The organism is Pseudomonas sp. JQ170C (assembly GCF_035581345.1).
Classification (GTDB): domain Bacteria; phylum Pseudomonadota; class Gammaproteobacteria; order Pseudomonadales; family Pseudomonadaceae; genus Aquipseudomonas.
Genome location: NZ_CP141608.1, coordinates 4977392 through 4991300, shown reverse-complemented (window position 1 = coordinate 4991300; position 13909 = coordinate 4977392). Strand labels below are relative to the sequence as shown.

Sequence of the window (13909 nt, the reverse complement as noted above, 5' to 3'; positions counted from 1 at the left end):
AAGATCCTGCCAATATGTTTGCGCCTTTGTTAAAAAAACTTTTTGGAAGCAAGAACGAGCGTGAAGTCAAACGCATGCTCAAGACGGTACAGATCGTCAATGCCTTCGAAGAGCAGATGGTGGCTCTCTCTGATGAGCAGCTGCGGGCCAAGACCGCTGCGTTCAAAGAGCGCCTGGCCAAAGGCGAAACCCTCGACCAGCTGTTGCCTGAAGCCTTTGCGGTAGCCCGTGAAGCGGGCAAGCGGGTCATGGGCATGCGTCACTTTGATGTGCAGCTGATCGGCGGCATGACCTTGCACGAAGGCATGATCGCAGAAATGCGCACCGGTGAAGGCAAGACCTTGGTCGCAACCTTGGGCGTATACCTCAATGCCTTGTCGGGCAAGGGTGTGCACGTGGTTACGGTCAACGATTACCTGGCCCGCCGTGACGCCAACTGGATGCGTCCACTGTATGAATTCCTCGGCCTGACCGTCGGCGTCGTCACGCCGTTCCAGCCGCCAGAAGAGAAGCGCGCTGCCTATGCGGCCGACATCACCTACGGCACCAACAACGAATTCGGTTTCGACTACCTGCGCGACAACATGGCGTTCAGCATGGAAGAGAAATTCCAGCGTGAGCTGAATTTCGCCGTGATCGACGAAGTCGACTCCATCCTGATCGACGAAGCGCGGACCCCGCTGATCATCTCCGGCCAGGCCGAAGACAGCTCCAAGCTCTACATCGAGATCAACAAGCTGATCCCGCGCCTCAAGCAGCACATCGAGGAAGTGGAAGGCGAAGTGACCCAAGAGGGCCACTACAAGATCGACGAGAAGAGCCGCCAGGTCGAGCTCAACGAAGCCGGTCACCAGTTCATCGAAGAGATGCTTGCCCAGGTCGGCCTGCTGGCCGAAGGCGAGAGCCTCTACTCGGCGCACAACCTGGGTCTGCTGACCCACGTTTACGCCGGCCTGCGCGCGCACAAGCTGTTCCACCGCAACGTCGAGTACATCGTCCAGGACGGCCAGGTCCTGCTGATCGACGAGCACACCGGTCGTACCATGCCCGGCCGCCGCTTGTCCGAAGGCCTGCACCAGGCCATCGAGGCGAAGGAAAACCTCAATATCCAGGCCGAGAGCCAGACCCTGGCCTCGACCACCTTCCAGAACTACTTCCGTCTGTACAACAAGCTGTCCGGCATGACCGGTACCGCTGACACCGAAGCCTTCGAGTTCGCCCAGATCTATAACCTCAACGTTATGGTCATCCCGCCGAACAAGCCGCTGGCGCGTAAGGACTTCAACGACCTGGTCTACCTGACCGCCGACGAGAAGTACGCCGCGATCATCGCCGACATCAAGGAAAGCATGGCCCAGGGCCGTCCGGTGCTGGTGGGTACTGCCACCATCGAAACGTCCGAGCACATGTCCAACCTGCTTCAGAAGGAAGGCATCGATCACAAGGTACTGAACGCCAAGTACCACGAAAAAGAAGCCGAGATCATTGCCCAGGCCGGTCGTCCGGGCGCGCTGACCATCGCCACCAACATGGCCGGTCGTGGTACCGACATCCTCCTGGGCGGTAACTGGGAAGTCGAAGTCGCTGCCATGGAGAACCCGACGCCTGAGCAGATCGCCCAGGTCAAGGCCGACTGGCAGAAGCGTCACCAGCAGGTGATCGAGTCCGGCGGCCTGCACGTGATCGCCTCCGAGCGTCACGAATCGCGTCGTATCGACAACCAGCTGCGCGGTCGTTCCGGCCGTCAGGGCGACCCGGGTTCCAGCCGCTTCTACCTGTCGCTGGAAGACAGCCTGATGCGCATCTTCGCCTCTGACCGGGTGAAGAACTTCATGAAGGCCCTGGGCATGCAGTCCGGCGAAGCCATCGAGCACCGCATGGTCACCAATGCCATCGAGAAGGCCCAGCGCAAGGTCGAAGGCCGTAACTTCGACATTCGTAAGCAACTGCTCGAATTCGACGACGTGGCCAACGAGCAACGTAAAGTCATCTACCACATGCGTAACAGCCTGCTGGCAGCCGACAACATTGGCGACACCATCGCCGAATTCCGCCAGGAAGTGCTCGACGCCACCGTTTCCCAGCACATCCCGCCGCAATCGCTGCCCGAGCAGTGGGACGTGGCTGGCCTGGAAGCGGCCCTGGCCAGCGATTTCGGCGTCAAGCTGCCGATCCAGCAGTGGCTCGACGAAGACGATCACCTGTACGAAGAAACCCTTCGCGCGAAGCTGATGGAAGAGTTGCTGGCGGCCTACAACGAGAAGGAAGAGCAGGCCAGCGCCGAAGCCCTGCGTACCTTCGAGAAGCAGATCCTGCTGCGTGTAGTGGACGATTTGTGGAAAGACCATCTGTCGACCATGGATCACCTGCGTCACGGTATCCACCTGCGTGGCTACGCCCAGAAGAACCCCAAGCAGGAGTACAAGCGCGAGTCGTTCAGCCTGTTCCAGGAGCTGCTCGATTCGATCAAGCGCGACACCATCCGCGTGCTCTCCCATGTTCAGGTTCGTCGCGAAGATCCGGTCGAAGAAGAAGCCCGCCTGCGCCGCGAAGCCGAAGAGCTGGCATCGCGCATGCAGTTCCAGCACGCTGCAGCACCGGGTCTGGAGCAAGTCCAGGAGCAGGAAGAAGGCGCTGAAGTCGCCGTCGCCGCTGCCCCGGTGCGCAACGAGCAGAAGCTGGGCCGCAACGAGCTGTGCTGGTGTGGTTCGGGCAAGAAGTTCAAGCACTGCCACGGCCAGATCAACTAAGTCATCTGCCCGGCAGTACGCTGATTCATGAACACCGCGCCGCGACCGGTCTTGAACCGTCGCGGCGTTGTTCCATCTCAAGCACCGGCATCATCGGCCCGGTGTATTTTTTTCTAGGAGCGCTTACATGGCTGTTGGTCTTGGTCCTTTGCCAACGTTGCACCCGGTTCCAGGTTTTGAACTCGGCATCGCCTCTGCGGGTATCAAGCGCCCGGGGCGCAAGGACGTAGTGGTCATGCGCTGTGCCGAAGGCTCCAGCGTTGCCGGTGTGTTCACCCTCAACGCGTTCTGCGCCGCCCCCGTGATCCTGGCCAAGCAGCGCGTGCAGGGTACTGTTCGCTACCTGCTGACCAACACCGGCAATGCCAACGCCGGCACCGGTGCACCGGGATTGGCCGCCGCCGAGCGCACCTGTGCCAAGCTGGCTGAGCTGACCGGCGTCGATGCCAGTGCGGTGCTGCCGTTCTCCACCGGTGTGATCGGCGAGCCGCTGCCGGTCGAGAAGATCGAAGGCGCCCTGCAGGCCGCCCTCGACAATCTGTCGGAAAACCACTGGGCCGAGGCCGCCACCGGCATCATGACCACCGACACCCTGCCCAAGGGTGCCAGCCGTCAGTTCCAGCACGAAGGCGTGACCATCACCGTTACCGGCATCAGCAAAGGCGCCGGGATGATCCGTCCGAACATGGCCACCATGCTCGGCTACATTGCCACCGACGCCAAGGTCGCGCCGCATGTGCTCAAGGACCTGATGCTCGACGGTGCCAACAAGTCGTTCAACCGCATCACCATTGATGGCGATACCTCGACCAACGACTGCTGCATGCTGATCGCTACCGGCAAGGCCGCTGTCGCCGAAGTCACCGAAGCCCGCGGCCCGCTGTTCGAGGCGCTGAAAAAGGCGGTGTTCGAGGTGTGCATGGAGGTGGCCCAGGCCATCGTCCGTGATGGCGAGGGTGCGACCAAGTTCGTCACCGTCGAAGTCAATGGCGGCGGCAACCACCAGGAATGCCTGGATGTTGGCTACGCCGTGGCTCACTCGCCACTGATCAAGACCGCGCTGTTTGCCTCTGACCCTAACTGGGGCCGGATCCTGGCCGCAGTCGGCCGTGCCGGTGTGCCGGACCTGGACGTCAGCCTGATCGACGTGTACCTGGGTGATGTCTGCATCGCCAGCAAGGGCGGTCGCAGTGCCACCTACACTGAAGCCCAGGGCTCGGCAGTGATGGCTGAAGAAGAAATCACCATCCGTATCGAGCTGGGCCGTGGCCAGTGCAGCGAAACCATCTGGACCACCGACCTGTCCCACGAGTACGTGAAAATCAACGCCGAGTACCGTACCTGACATCATCGCGGGGCAAGCCCGCTCCTACGTCTAGGAGCGGGCTTGCCCCGCGCAAGGAGCCGAACCATGAGCTACCACCTGATCATCGGCGACAAGCTGTATTCCTCCTGGTCGCTGCGCGGCGCCCTGGCCCTTGAACTGGCCGGCGCTGACTACGAAGAAACCCTGATCAAACTCAATCAGCCAGATACCCGCGCGCGCCTGCTCGAGCATTCGCCCACCGCCAAGGTGCCGCTGCTCAAGTGCGAGCATGGCGTGATTGCCGATTCGCTGGCCATCGCCGAGTACCTGGCCGAGCGTCACCCCGAAGCCAATCTGTGGCCGACCGATATCGGCGCCCGCGCCCAGGCACGTTCCGCCTGCGCGCAGATGCACAGCGGCTTCTTCGCCTTGCGCGGCAACATGCCGTTCGACCTGTCTCGCGATGAAGCGCTGGAGAACATGCCGCTGGATGTACAGGTCGACATCGACCGCATCGTCGCGCTGTGGTCCGAATGCCGCCTGGCCGCCAAGCAAGCCGGTCCATTCCTGTTCGGCACGCCAAGCCTGGCAGACGCCTTCTTTGCACCGGTCGCCGTGCGCCTGCGCACGTATCGGGTAGAGGTGCCGGCTGAGGCGGCGGCCTACATCGAGACAATCTACAACTGGCCAGCCTTCCAGGCTTGGCAGAAAGCTGGCCTGGCGGAGCGTGAAGGGTGAAACGTGTACATGTAGCGGCTGCGGTAATCCGGGGTGTTGACGGTCGTATCCTGATTGCCCGCCGCGCCGATAGCCAGCACCAGGGGGGCTTGTGGGAGTTTCCTGGGGGCAAGGTGGAGGAGGGCGAAGCAGTCGAAGTCGCCCTGGCCCGCGAGCTGAATGAAGAGCTGGGTATCGTCGTCAGCGCCGCCCGGCCGCTGATCAAGATCAAGCATGACTACCCGGACAAACAGGTGTTGCTGGATGTCTGGGAAGTCAGCGGCTTCAGCGGTGAACCCCATGGCGCCGAAGGCCAGCCGCTGGCCTGGGTGACGGCCCGTGAATTGCCGCAGTACGACTTCCCCGAGGCGAACCAGCCGATCGTCGCGGCAGCACGGCTGCCGGGTGAGTACCTGATTACCCCGGATGGCCTGGAAGTGCCGCAGATGCTGCGCGGCATCCAGAAGGCCATTGCCGGCGGGATCAAGCTGGTGCAATTGCGCGCCCCGAACATGTACGACCCCAAGTATCGCGATGTGGCGGTAGATGCGGTGGGTTTGTGTGCAGGCAAGGCGCAACTCATGCTCAAGGGGCCGTTGGAGTGGTTGGGTGATTTCCCGGCTGCCGGCTGGCACCTGACCTCCGAGCAGTTGCGCAAGTATGCGAGTAAGGGCCGGCCGTTTCCGAAAGAGCGCTGGCTGGCGGCGTCTTGCCACAACGCCGAGGAGCTGGACCTGGCCGAGCAGATGGGCGTGGACTTCGTCACCCTGTCGCCGGTGCAGGCGACCCAGACGCACCCTGATGCCCAGCCGCTGGGCTGGGAACAGGCGCAGCAACTGATCGCGGGCTTCAGCAAGCCGGTGTATCTGCTTGGCGGTGTGGGTGCTGCCGAGCGGGAGAAGGCCTGGCAGCATGGTGCCCAGGGTGTTGCGGGTATCCGGGCGTTCTGGCCTGAGGTTTGAGAACTAATCGCGGGGCAAGCCCGCTCCTACGGTAGGAGCGGGCTCGCCCCGCGAAATTTATCAAGGCTTCGCCGCAGCCACCCAAAGCACCTCAGCCACCCCTTGGCGCCGCCCAATCAACCGTGCGGCCACAAACAGCAAATCCGACAGCCGGTTGATATAGGCCAACCCCACACCGGCCAAAGGCTCGACGCTGTTCAACTGCTGGCAACGCCGCTCGGCACTGCGCGCCAGGCTGCGGCAAACGTGCGCATGGGCAATCAACGCCGATCCACTGGGCAGGATAAAGTTCTCCAGTGGCCCCAGCTCTTCATTCCAGCGGTCAATTGCCGCCTCCAGGCGCTCCACTTCCGCCGCATTCAGCGCCTGGTAGCTGGGCATCGCCAGCTCGCCACCCAGGTCGAACAGACGGTGCTGGCAAGGTGCCAATACCTCGATGACTTCCTCCAGCCCCTGTTCAGTCAGCCCGGCCAGTAGCAGGCCCAGCTGGCTGTTGAGGCTGTCGACCTCGCCAATGGCTTCGATCCTTGGATGATCCTTGGGCACCCGTCGACCATCGCCCAGGCCGGTTTCGCCTTTGTCGCCGGTGCGGGTGTAGATCTTCGACAATCGAAAACCCATGTTCATGACTCCGTCTTGTGAGGCTCGGCCGCTGGGGCCGGGCTGTTGGCCAGTGGCAGGCGCAAGGTGAAGCAGGTGCCTTGGCCCGGCGCCGACTGCACTTCCATCTGGCCCTTGTGGTTGTTGGTGATGATGAAGTACGAGACCGACAGCCCAAGGCCTGTGCCCTGGCCGATTTCCTTGGTGGTAAAGAACGGCTCGAACGTGCGCTTGCGGACCGCTTCAGGCATGCCGACGCCGTTGTCCTCCACCTGGATTTCCGCCCAGGGCGGATTGAGGCGAGTGCGCAGGGTGATGCGCCCCGGTTCGCTGTCGTCTTCGCGCAAGTGAATGGCCTGGGCTGCGTTTTTCAGCAGATTGAGCAGGACCTGCTCAAGCTCGTTGGCAGTGCAGGGGACGGGGCCCAGGTTGGGATCGAACTGGCGGACGATGGCCTGGCCCTTGAAGTCGAAGCCGATGGTCAGGTCGAAATCATTGCCGGCAATCTCCACGGCCTGGTCGATCAAGGCTGGCAGGTCGCAGGGCGCCAGCTGGCGATTGCTGCGCCGGCTGAAGCTGAGCATGTGGGTAACGATTTTGGCCGCGCGTGCGCCGGCCTGCTGGATACCGTCAAGTAATTGCGGGACTTCACGGCTGTCCAGGTAGCGGTTGACGGTGGGCAGGTCGATGCCGATCTCGTCGGCTTGCTCCATGTTTTTCGCAAGGTCTGGCGACAAGCGCCGACGGATGTTCTGTACGTTGTGCAGGATCGCCCCCAGCGGGTTGTTGATCTCATGCGCCATACCGGCAGCCAGGCCGCCGACCGAGAGCATCTTCTCCGACTGCACCATCATTTCTTCCAGCGAAAGGCGCTGGGTGATGTCGTCGATACGAATCACCACGCCGCGGCCGCCGCCACCCATCAGCGGGTAGAAGGTCAGGGCGTAATGTCGGGCGTCGTCGCCTTTGGTCCAGGTGACTCGTTCGATCTTTTCCACCCGGTGCTTTTCGACGCTGTCCTTGAGTTGCGGCAAGAATGGCTTGAGCGGCTCGAACGCGAGGAAAATCGGCTGGTTCAACGCTTCGTCCAGGGGCGTGCCGGACAGGGCGCTGGCTTCCTGGTTCCACTGGGTGACATACAGCTGCTCATCCAGGGCGATCAACGCCGATGGCATGGAGTCGATGATGCTGTTGAGGTAGTTCTGAAAGCCGGTGAGCTTCTTCTCGATCTTGCTGCGGACCTGAACTTCCAGCTCCAGCTTGCGGTTGGTATGGCGGGTCTCTTCGGCCAGGCCCTGGGCCTGGTCATAGGCCTGCTGGAATTCGTCGCGGGTGCGCTTGAGCTGTTGTTCGCGGGCTTCGATGCGCGAAAGCATGGTGTTGAAGGCTTCGGCCAGGCTGCCGATCTCGTCGTCATTGCCGCGCTTGGCACGCAGGGCGTAGTCCTCCTCGCGGGTGACCTGGCGCGACAGTTCTTCGAGCTGGTAGATCGGTTGGGTAATCAGCCGCTTGATCTGCCGGGCGATAATCATCCACAGCAGGATACTGAACACCAGGATGCCCAGGCTCGCGGTGAGGGTGCCGGTATAGAAGGCCACGGGCAATTCGCTGCTGGCCACCAGCAGCAGGTAGCCAGGCGGGCCGCCGGGGCGTGGCAGCTTGGTCAGCTGGGTGCTGCGGAACTCGGTCAGGCGCCAGTTCTCTATGTTGCGGTAGCGCTTGGGCAAGGGCAGGACTTCGCCGTGCTGCAATTGGGCGAGCAATTTGCCGTCACTGCCATACACCGCGGCAGCGCGCAGCGGGGTATAGCTGTCGAGTTCCTTGAGCAGGGCCTTGGCCGACTCGGGCGAATCCACCGCCTGCGTGGCCAGTTGCGGATTGGCCACCAGCCGCCCGATGGTCTGCAGGGCCTGGGGCGCCATGCTTTCCTGGGAGATCCAGTAGGCGGCGCTGATGAAGGTCAGGTTGGCCACCAACAGGATGGTGATCAGCAATACCAGCAGGGCAGCCAGCAATTTCTGGCCGACCGGCAGGTTTTCCAGGCGTTCGCGCAGCGTCATGTGTAAGCGAGATCCCGGTGTGTAGGTGAAGGGGCAGGGTAGCGCTGCGTTCAGTCGCTGGGCAAACCGCGCGTATTCAGGTGTTCGACCAGGCGCCGGTAGAGCCGTTCCAGATGGGGTAGCTGGCGTCCGTGGCGACTGGCGACCCGGCAGGCATGCCCCAGCAAATAGTGAATCTCGGTACGCCGACCCTGACGAACATCCTGATACATGGAAGAGTAGTTGGCCGCGGTGGCCTTGATCACTCGCTCCACTTCCTCATTCAAACCCTCGGCGGCTTGCGGTTGGCCGCAGCACTGCAGCAGTTCGCCAAGCTCCGCGCACAAGGTGGCCACTTCGCAGGCGTGATCCTGCAGGCCACCGTTGCGGCAGTCATGCAACACGGTCAGCGGGTTGATCGCGCAGTTGAGCGCCAGCTTGCGCCACAGCCGGGTGAGGATGTCGGGCGTCCACTGGTGCGGGATACCGGCATCGGCCAGGTCGTCGAGCCACTCCGGCGGCAGGGGGTTGGCCGGATCGCCGACCCAGTTGAAGCCGTGACCGGCAAAGTTCACCTGCCAGTCGGCCTCGCGAAACGCGCCTTCGGTGCTGGAGGCGAAGATACAGCGAGCATGGGGAACCTTGTTGGCCACGGCGTCCTGGCTGCCCAGGCCGTTTTGCAGCAGGATCAGTTCGGCGCCGTGGCTCAGGCGTGGGGCCAGTTGCGCGACCGCCTGCTCGGCGTCGTAGGCCTTGCAGGCGACCAGGAGGCGATGAATGGGGGTGGCGTCTTCGGCGGTTTGCGCAGGAATCGCGTGCAGTTGTGCCTGGCCCTGTTCGATCAGGGTCAGGCCGCCGGAGGCCTCGTAAGCCTGCACGCGTGCGGTATCGCGCAGGATCAGTCGGACCGCTTTGCCGGCGCGGGCCAGTCGGCAGGCCCAGAGGCTGCCCAGGCTCCCTGCGCCGAGAATATGCCAGGTGCTGCTCATCAGCGTTTCGCAACCGTTATAATGAGCCCGCATTTTAACCGTCAAACCCGACGCGCTCCATCACGCTCTTCAATCAGGGCCGCGAGCGCGCGTTTATTTTTGGAGAATCTCTATGCCGTCGTTCGACGTGGTATCGGAACTGGACAAGCACGAAGTCACCAACGCCGTTGAGAACGCCGTGAAGGAACTGGACCGCCGCTATGACCTCAAGGGCAAGGGCAGCTTCGAGTTCAAGGAAAAGGAACTGACCGTCAACCTGACCGCTGAAGCCGAATTCCAGCTCGAAGCGATGATCGACATCCTCAAGCTGGCCCTGGTCAAGCGCAAGATCGACGTCCAGTGCCTGGAAGTCAAAGACGCCTTCGCCTCGGGCAAGGTGATGAAGCAGGAAGCGGTCCTCAAGGAAGGCATCGACAAAGAGCTGGCGAAAAAGATCGTCGCGCACATCAAGGACGCCAAGCTCAAGGTCCAGGCTGCCATCCAGGGCGAGCAGGTGCGTGTCACCGGCAAGAAGCGTGACGACCTGCAGGAAGCCATCGCCGCCCTGCGTGCCAAGGAATTCGGCATGCCGCTGCAGTTCAACAACTTCCGCGACTGATCAGCGCACTTCGGAACCTTGGCGCCGTTTTGGCGTCCGAGGTCTCTGTGGCCGCTGAAACGATTGCGGCGCGATTTTTACAGCTTTTGCCCCTCGGCATCAGGAGAACATTATGGATTTGAGTGCTGAAGTCGATCAGCTGGTTAAAACGTCGCAAACCTGGGTCCCCATGATCATGGAATACGGCAGCCGCCTGTTGCTGGCGCTGCTGACCCTGGCCATTGGCTGGTGGGTGATCAACAAGGTGACCTACCGCTTGGGCAAATTGCTGGCGCTGCGTAACGCGGACCTGGCGCTGCAAGGTTTCATCAGCAGCCTGGCGAACATCATTCTGAAGATTTTGCTGGTGGTCAGCGTGGCCTCGATGATCGGCATCGAGACCACCTCGTTTGTCGCGGCCATCGGTGCGGCGGGCCTGGCAATCGGCCTGGCACTGCAAGGCAGCCTGGCGAACTTCGCGGGTGGCGTGCTGATCCTGCTGTTCCGTCCGTTCCGCCTGGGTGACTGGATCGAAGCCCAGGGTGTCGCGGGCACCGTGGACAGCATCCAGATCTTCCACACCGTGCTGCGCACCGGTGACAACAAGACCGTGATCCTGCCCAACGGCAGCCTGTCCAACGGCATCATTACCAACACCAATCGCCAGCCGACTCGCAAGGTCGTGTTCGATGTCGGTGTCGATTACGAGGCTGATCTGCAGAAGGCTCGCCAGGTGCTGCTGGAACTGGCCAAAGATCCACGCATTCACCAGGACCCGGCACCACAGGCCGTGGTCTCGATGCTGGGCGACAGCTCCATCACCCTGTCGTTGCGGGTGTGGGTGAACACCGCCGACTACTGGGACGTGATGTTCATGCTCAACGAGCATGCCCGTGATCGCCTGAGGGATGAGGGTATCGACATTCCCTTTCCGCAGCGTGTGATTCGCGTGGTGCAGGAAACCGCAGTGCAGTAATGCCGATCTGATCGCGGGGCAAGCCCGCTCCTGCCAGGTGCAGGAGCGGGCTTGCCCCGCGATGTTGTAATCGCCATTACACTTGTTCACGTCTTGGTCCTACCTGATCCCCCCGCTTTCTGGCATACAGGCTGGCTTACTTTTGTACGCCCGGTCTCATCATGCTTACCCCCCTGATCAACATCACGCCGCTGCGTGCGTTTTGCTTCGCCATGACCCTGGCCCTGTTCGAGCTCCTGACCTACCTGGCCAGCGATGTGGTGATGCCCGCCATGCCGGTGGTGGTCGGTGACCTGAACGCCAGCCCTGAATTCATCCCCCATGCCCTGAACCTCTACCTGCTCGGTGGTGTGCTGCTGCAGTGGCTGATCGGGCCGTTGGCCGACCGTTACGGTCGGCGGCCGTTGCTGCTCGTTGGCTGTGCGTTTTTCTGCGTGGCGTGCCTGGCTTCGTTCTGGGTGCAGAGCATCGAGCTGTTCAACGTGCTGCGCCTGTTGCAAGGCATCGGCCTGGGCTTTGTGGTGACGGTCAGTTACCCGGCACTCAACGAGGCGTTCAGCGAGGCCGATGCGGTACGCATGATGGCCTTGCTGGCGAACATCGCCCTGTTGTCGCCACTGCTTGGGCCGCTGGTCGGCACCCTGTTGCTGGAGTGGGTGTCGTGGCGCTGGCTGTTCGTGTTGTTCGGTGCAGCGGCCGTGCTTGCCTGGTTCGCGCTGTACCGGTTCATGCCCGAAACCCTGGGTGTGGAGCGGCGTGACGGTTCGCGCCTGGCATTCCAGCCGATTCACTTGCTGCCGCTGCTGGCCGGTTACGGGCAGTTGCTGGCCAATCGCCGTTTTGTCGCTGGCAGTGCTGCCCTGGGCCTGGTCGGTCTGCCACTGATCGGCTGGATCGGCCTGTCACCCGTGTTGCTGATTCACGATGAAGGCCTGAGCACCCTGGACTACGCGCTGTGGCAGTTGCCGGTGTTCGGCGGGCTGATTCTGGGCAACCTGATCATCAACCGAATCGCTGATCGTTATGCGCTGACCCGTCTGGTGCGCGGCGCGCTGTGGCCCTATCTCGCGGGGCTTGTGAGCATGATGCTGGCCACCTGGCTGGTGCCCAGCGTGGCGAGCCTGGTGGCCGGGCTGTCGCTCTATGCCCTGGGCCTGGGCATCGCCAACGCGGTGCTGTACCGCATGACGCTGTTTTCCAGCGAGCAGAGCAAAGGCCTGGTCTCGGCCATGTTGGGGATGATCACCATCGCACTGCTCGGCCTGGGCGGCGCCTTGCTGGCGATGATCGGGGCGGGCGCCAGTCTGCTGAGTTTCGCGGTGGCTGCCGGGGTTGCCGGTATCGTCGCGCTATGGCCGCTGAAGATCGTTCTGAGCGCTTCGGGCGATCAGCCTGAGGCGTTGCCGGAATAACCCGGCAAACGCCTCAGCAGGCCTCAGGGGCGCTGCTCGGCAACGGGATTGTCGACCGGTTCCTGTTTGCCCCGGCCCAGTTCCTGGCGCCAGTGCAACACGATCAGGATCAGGGTCGGCACGCCAAGCAGGGCGGTGATCAGGAAGAAGTCGTGGTAGCCGAACTTTTCCACCATGACGCCTGAGTAGCCGCCGATCAGGCGCGGCAACAGCAGCATGATCGAGCTGAGCAGGGCGTACTGGGTGGCGGAGAACTTGAGGTTGGTCAGGCTCGACAGATAGGCGACGAAGGCAGAGGTAGCCAGTCCCGAACTGAAGTTGTCGAGGGAGATCGTCACCACCAGCATCTGCAGATTGGGGCCCATGTCGGCCAGCATCAGGAACAGGATGTTGGTGCCTGCCGAGGCCGCGCCGCCGATGAACAGGATCGGCAGGATGCCGAAGCGCACGATCAGCAGGCCGCCCATGCCGGCGCCGACCAGGGTCATGATCAGGCCGAAGATCTTGCTGACACTGGCGATCTGGTCCTTGGTGAAGCCCTGGTCGATGTAGAACACGTTGGCCATGACACCCATCACGGTGTCGGACATCCGGTAGGTGGCGATCAGGCCGAGCAGCAGCAGGGCCTGCCAGCGGTAGCGCAGGATGAAGTCGTTGACCGGCGTGAGCACCGGCGCCAGGCCGCGACGGCCCAGGGACGAAAGGCACAGTGCGGTCAAGGTGATGTAGAGGATGGCGCGCAGGAAGGCGCGATCTTCAAGCAGCAGGTCGAGCAGGCTGACGCCCTCGAACAGCACGCTGGCGAAGTCGGTGTTGTACAGCTGGGTGAAAGTCGCCGGTACCGACACCAGCAGGATGATCAGCACGAACACCGAGACCAGCTGGTGGGTCAGGCCATACCGTGCCGCCGACAGTTGGGTGCGCAATGGCACGGGCGGTTCGCGCATCAACAGGGTGGTGATGACGGCGGGCAGCATCAGCACGCCGAACAGCACGTAGGTGCCGGTCCAGGCTTTGTGCAGGTAGCTGAAGCCGGTGGAACCGAAGCCTTCGGCGAAGAACAAGGCACCGGCAGTGGCGAGCAGGGCGGCGACGCGGTAGCCGGCCATGTAGCTGGCGGCCAAAGCGGCCTGGCGCTGGTCATCGGCGATTTCCAGGCGGTAGGCGTCGACAGCGATGTCCTGGGTAGCGGAGGCAAAGGCCACCAGTACGGCCAGGGCAATCAGCCAGGACAGGTGTTTTTGCGGATCACAAAAGCCCATTCCCACCAACCCGATCACCACCAGCACCTGTGACAGCACCAGCCAGGAGCGGCGCCGGCCAAGCTTGCCGAGAAATGGCAGGCGCCATTGGTCTAGCAGCGGCGACCAGACCCACTTGAAGGCATAGGCCAGGCCGATCAGGCTGGCGTAGCCGATGGTTTCGCGCGCCACCCCGGCCTCACGCAACCACACCGACAGGGTCGAGAACACCAGCATATAGGGCAGGCCGGCGGCAAAGCCGAGCAGCAACAGCACCAGGGTCGACGGACTGGCATAGGCAGCGAGCGCAGCGCGCCAGGTTTTACGGGGCATGGGCCAA

11 protein-coding genes are annotated in these 13909 nt (G+C 62.5%); 7 read left to right on the top strand and 4 right to left on the bottom strand.

Annotated features, from left to right (window positions below; genetic code table 11):
* Nucleotides 1-14 precede the first annotated feature (14 nt).
* From secA to U9R80_RS22640, 4 genes are all read left to right on the top strand, one after another.
* Nucleotides 15-2750 carry a preprotein translocase subunit SecA gene (gene secA / locus U9R80_RS22655; protein ID WP_301840271.1) on the top strand — a complete coding sequence of 912 codons (2736 nt, stop codon included), beginning with the start codon at nucleotides 15-17 and terminating at the stop codon, nucleotides 2748-2750.
* Between the two features lie 127 nt (nucleotides 2751-2877).
* Complete coding sequence (argJ, locus tag U9R80_RS22650; RefSeq protein WP_301840272.1) at nucleotides 2878-4095, top strand: bifunctional glutamate N-acetyltransferase/amino-acid acetyltransferase ArgJ; 1218 nt, start codon at nucleotides 2878-2880, stop codon at nucleotides 4093-4095.
* A 66-nt stretch (nucleotides 4096-4161) separates the two neighbouring features.
* Entirely contained in the window at nucleotides 4162-4794 is a 633-nt protein-coding gene (locus U9R80_RS22645; protein WP_301840273.1) for a glutathione S-transferase family protein, read from the top strand.
* Nucleotides 4791-5735 (top strand): Nudix family hydrolase, encoded by a 945-nt coding sequence (locus U9R80_RS22640; RefSeq protein WP_301840275.1) that lies wholly within the window; start codon nucleotides 4791-4793, stop codon nucleotides 5733-5735. The genes U9R80_RS22645 and U9R80_RS22640 overlap by 4 nt, the downstream gene beginning before the upstream one ends.
* Nucleotides 5736-5795: 60 nt before the next feature.
* Here the strand turns inward: U9R80_RS22640 and U9R80_RS22635 are convergent, their stop codons facing one another.
* The 3 genes from U9R80_RS22635 to U9R80_RS22625 are packed head-to-tail and all read right to left on the bottom strand — an operon-like array spanning nucleotide 5796 to nucleotide 9363.
* Complete coding sequence (locus U9R80_RS22635; protein WP_301840276.1) at nucleotides 5796-6356, bottom strand: cob(I)yrinic acid a,c-diamide adenosyltransferase; 561 nt, start codon at nucleotides 6354-6356, stop codon at nucleotides 5796-5798.
* 2 nt (nucleotides 6357-6358) lie between these two features.
* The gene (locus tag U9R80_RS22630) at nucleotides 6359-8395 is read right to left on the bottom strand and encodes an ATP-binding protein (RefSeq protein ID WP_301840277.1); all 2037 of its coding nucleotides are present in this window, start codon (nucleotides 8393-8395) and stop codon (nucleotides 6359-6361) included.
* 50 nt (nucleotides 8396-8445) lie between these two features.
* Nucleotides 8446-9363, bottom strand: a complete 918-nt coding sequence (locus U9R80_RS22625) for a putative 2-dehydropantoate 2-reductase (RefSeq protein WP_301840279.1) — start codon at nucleotides 9361-9363, stop codon at nucleotides 8446-8448.
* 112 nt (nucleotides 9364-9475) lie between these two features.
* Here U9R80_RS22625 and U9R80_RS22620 point away from each other — a divergent pair, with 112 nt between their 5' ends.
* The 3 genes from U9R80_RS22620 to U9R80_RS22610 all read left to right on the top strand — a co-directional run bounded on the left by U9R80_RS22620 (nucleotide 9476) and on the right by U9R80_RS22610 (nucleotide 12328).
* Complete coding sequence (locus tag U9R80_RS22620; protein WP_010220808.1) at nucleotides 9476-9961, top strand: YajQ family cyclic di-GMP-binding protein; 486 nt, start codon at nucleotides 9476-9478, stop codon at nucleotides 9959-9961.
* A 112-nt stretch (nucleotides 9962-10073) separates the two neighbouring features.
* Nucleotides 10074-10916, top strand: coding sequence for a mechanosensitive ion channel family protein (locus U9R80_RS22615; RefSeq protein ID WP_301840280.1), 843 nt, complete (start codon nucleotides 10074-10076; stop codon nucleotides 10914-10916).
* A 161-nt stretch (nucleotides 10917-11077) separates the two neighbouring features.
* Nucleotides 11078-12328: an MFS transporter gene (locus tag U9R80_RS22610; RefSeq protein ID WP_301840281.1), complete on the top strand. Its 1251-nt coding sequence runs from the start codon at nucleotides 11078-11080 to the stop codon at nucleotides 12326-12328.
* A 23-nt stretch (nucleotides 12329-12351) separates the two neighbouring features.
* On the opposite strand, the gene U9R80_RS22605 is transcribed toward U9R80_RS22610, so the two are convergent.
* On the bottom strand, nucleotides 12352-13902 hold the full coding sequence (locus tag U9R80_RS22605; RefSeq protein ID WP_301840282.1) for an AmpG family muropeptide MFS transporter: 1551 nt from the start codon (nucleotides 13900-13902) through the stop codon (nucleotides 12352-12354).
* Between the last annotated feature and the right edge of the window lie 7 nt (nucleotides 13903-13909).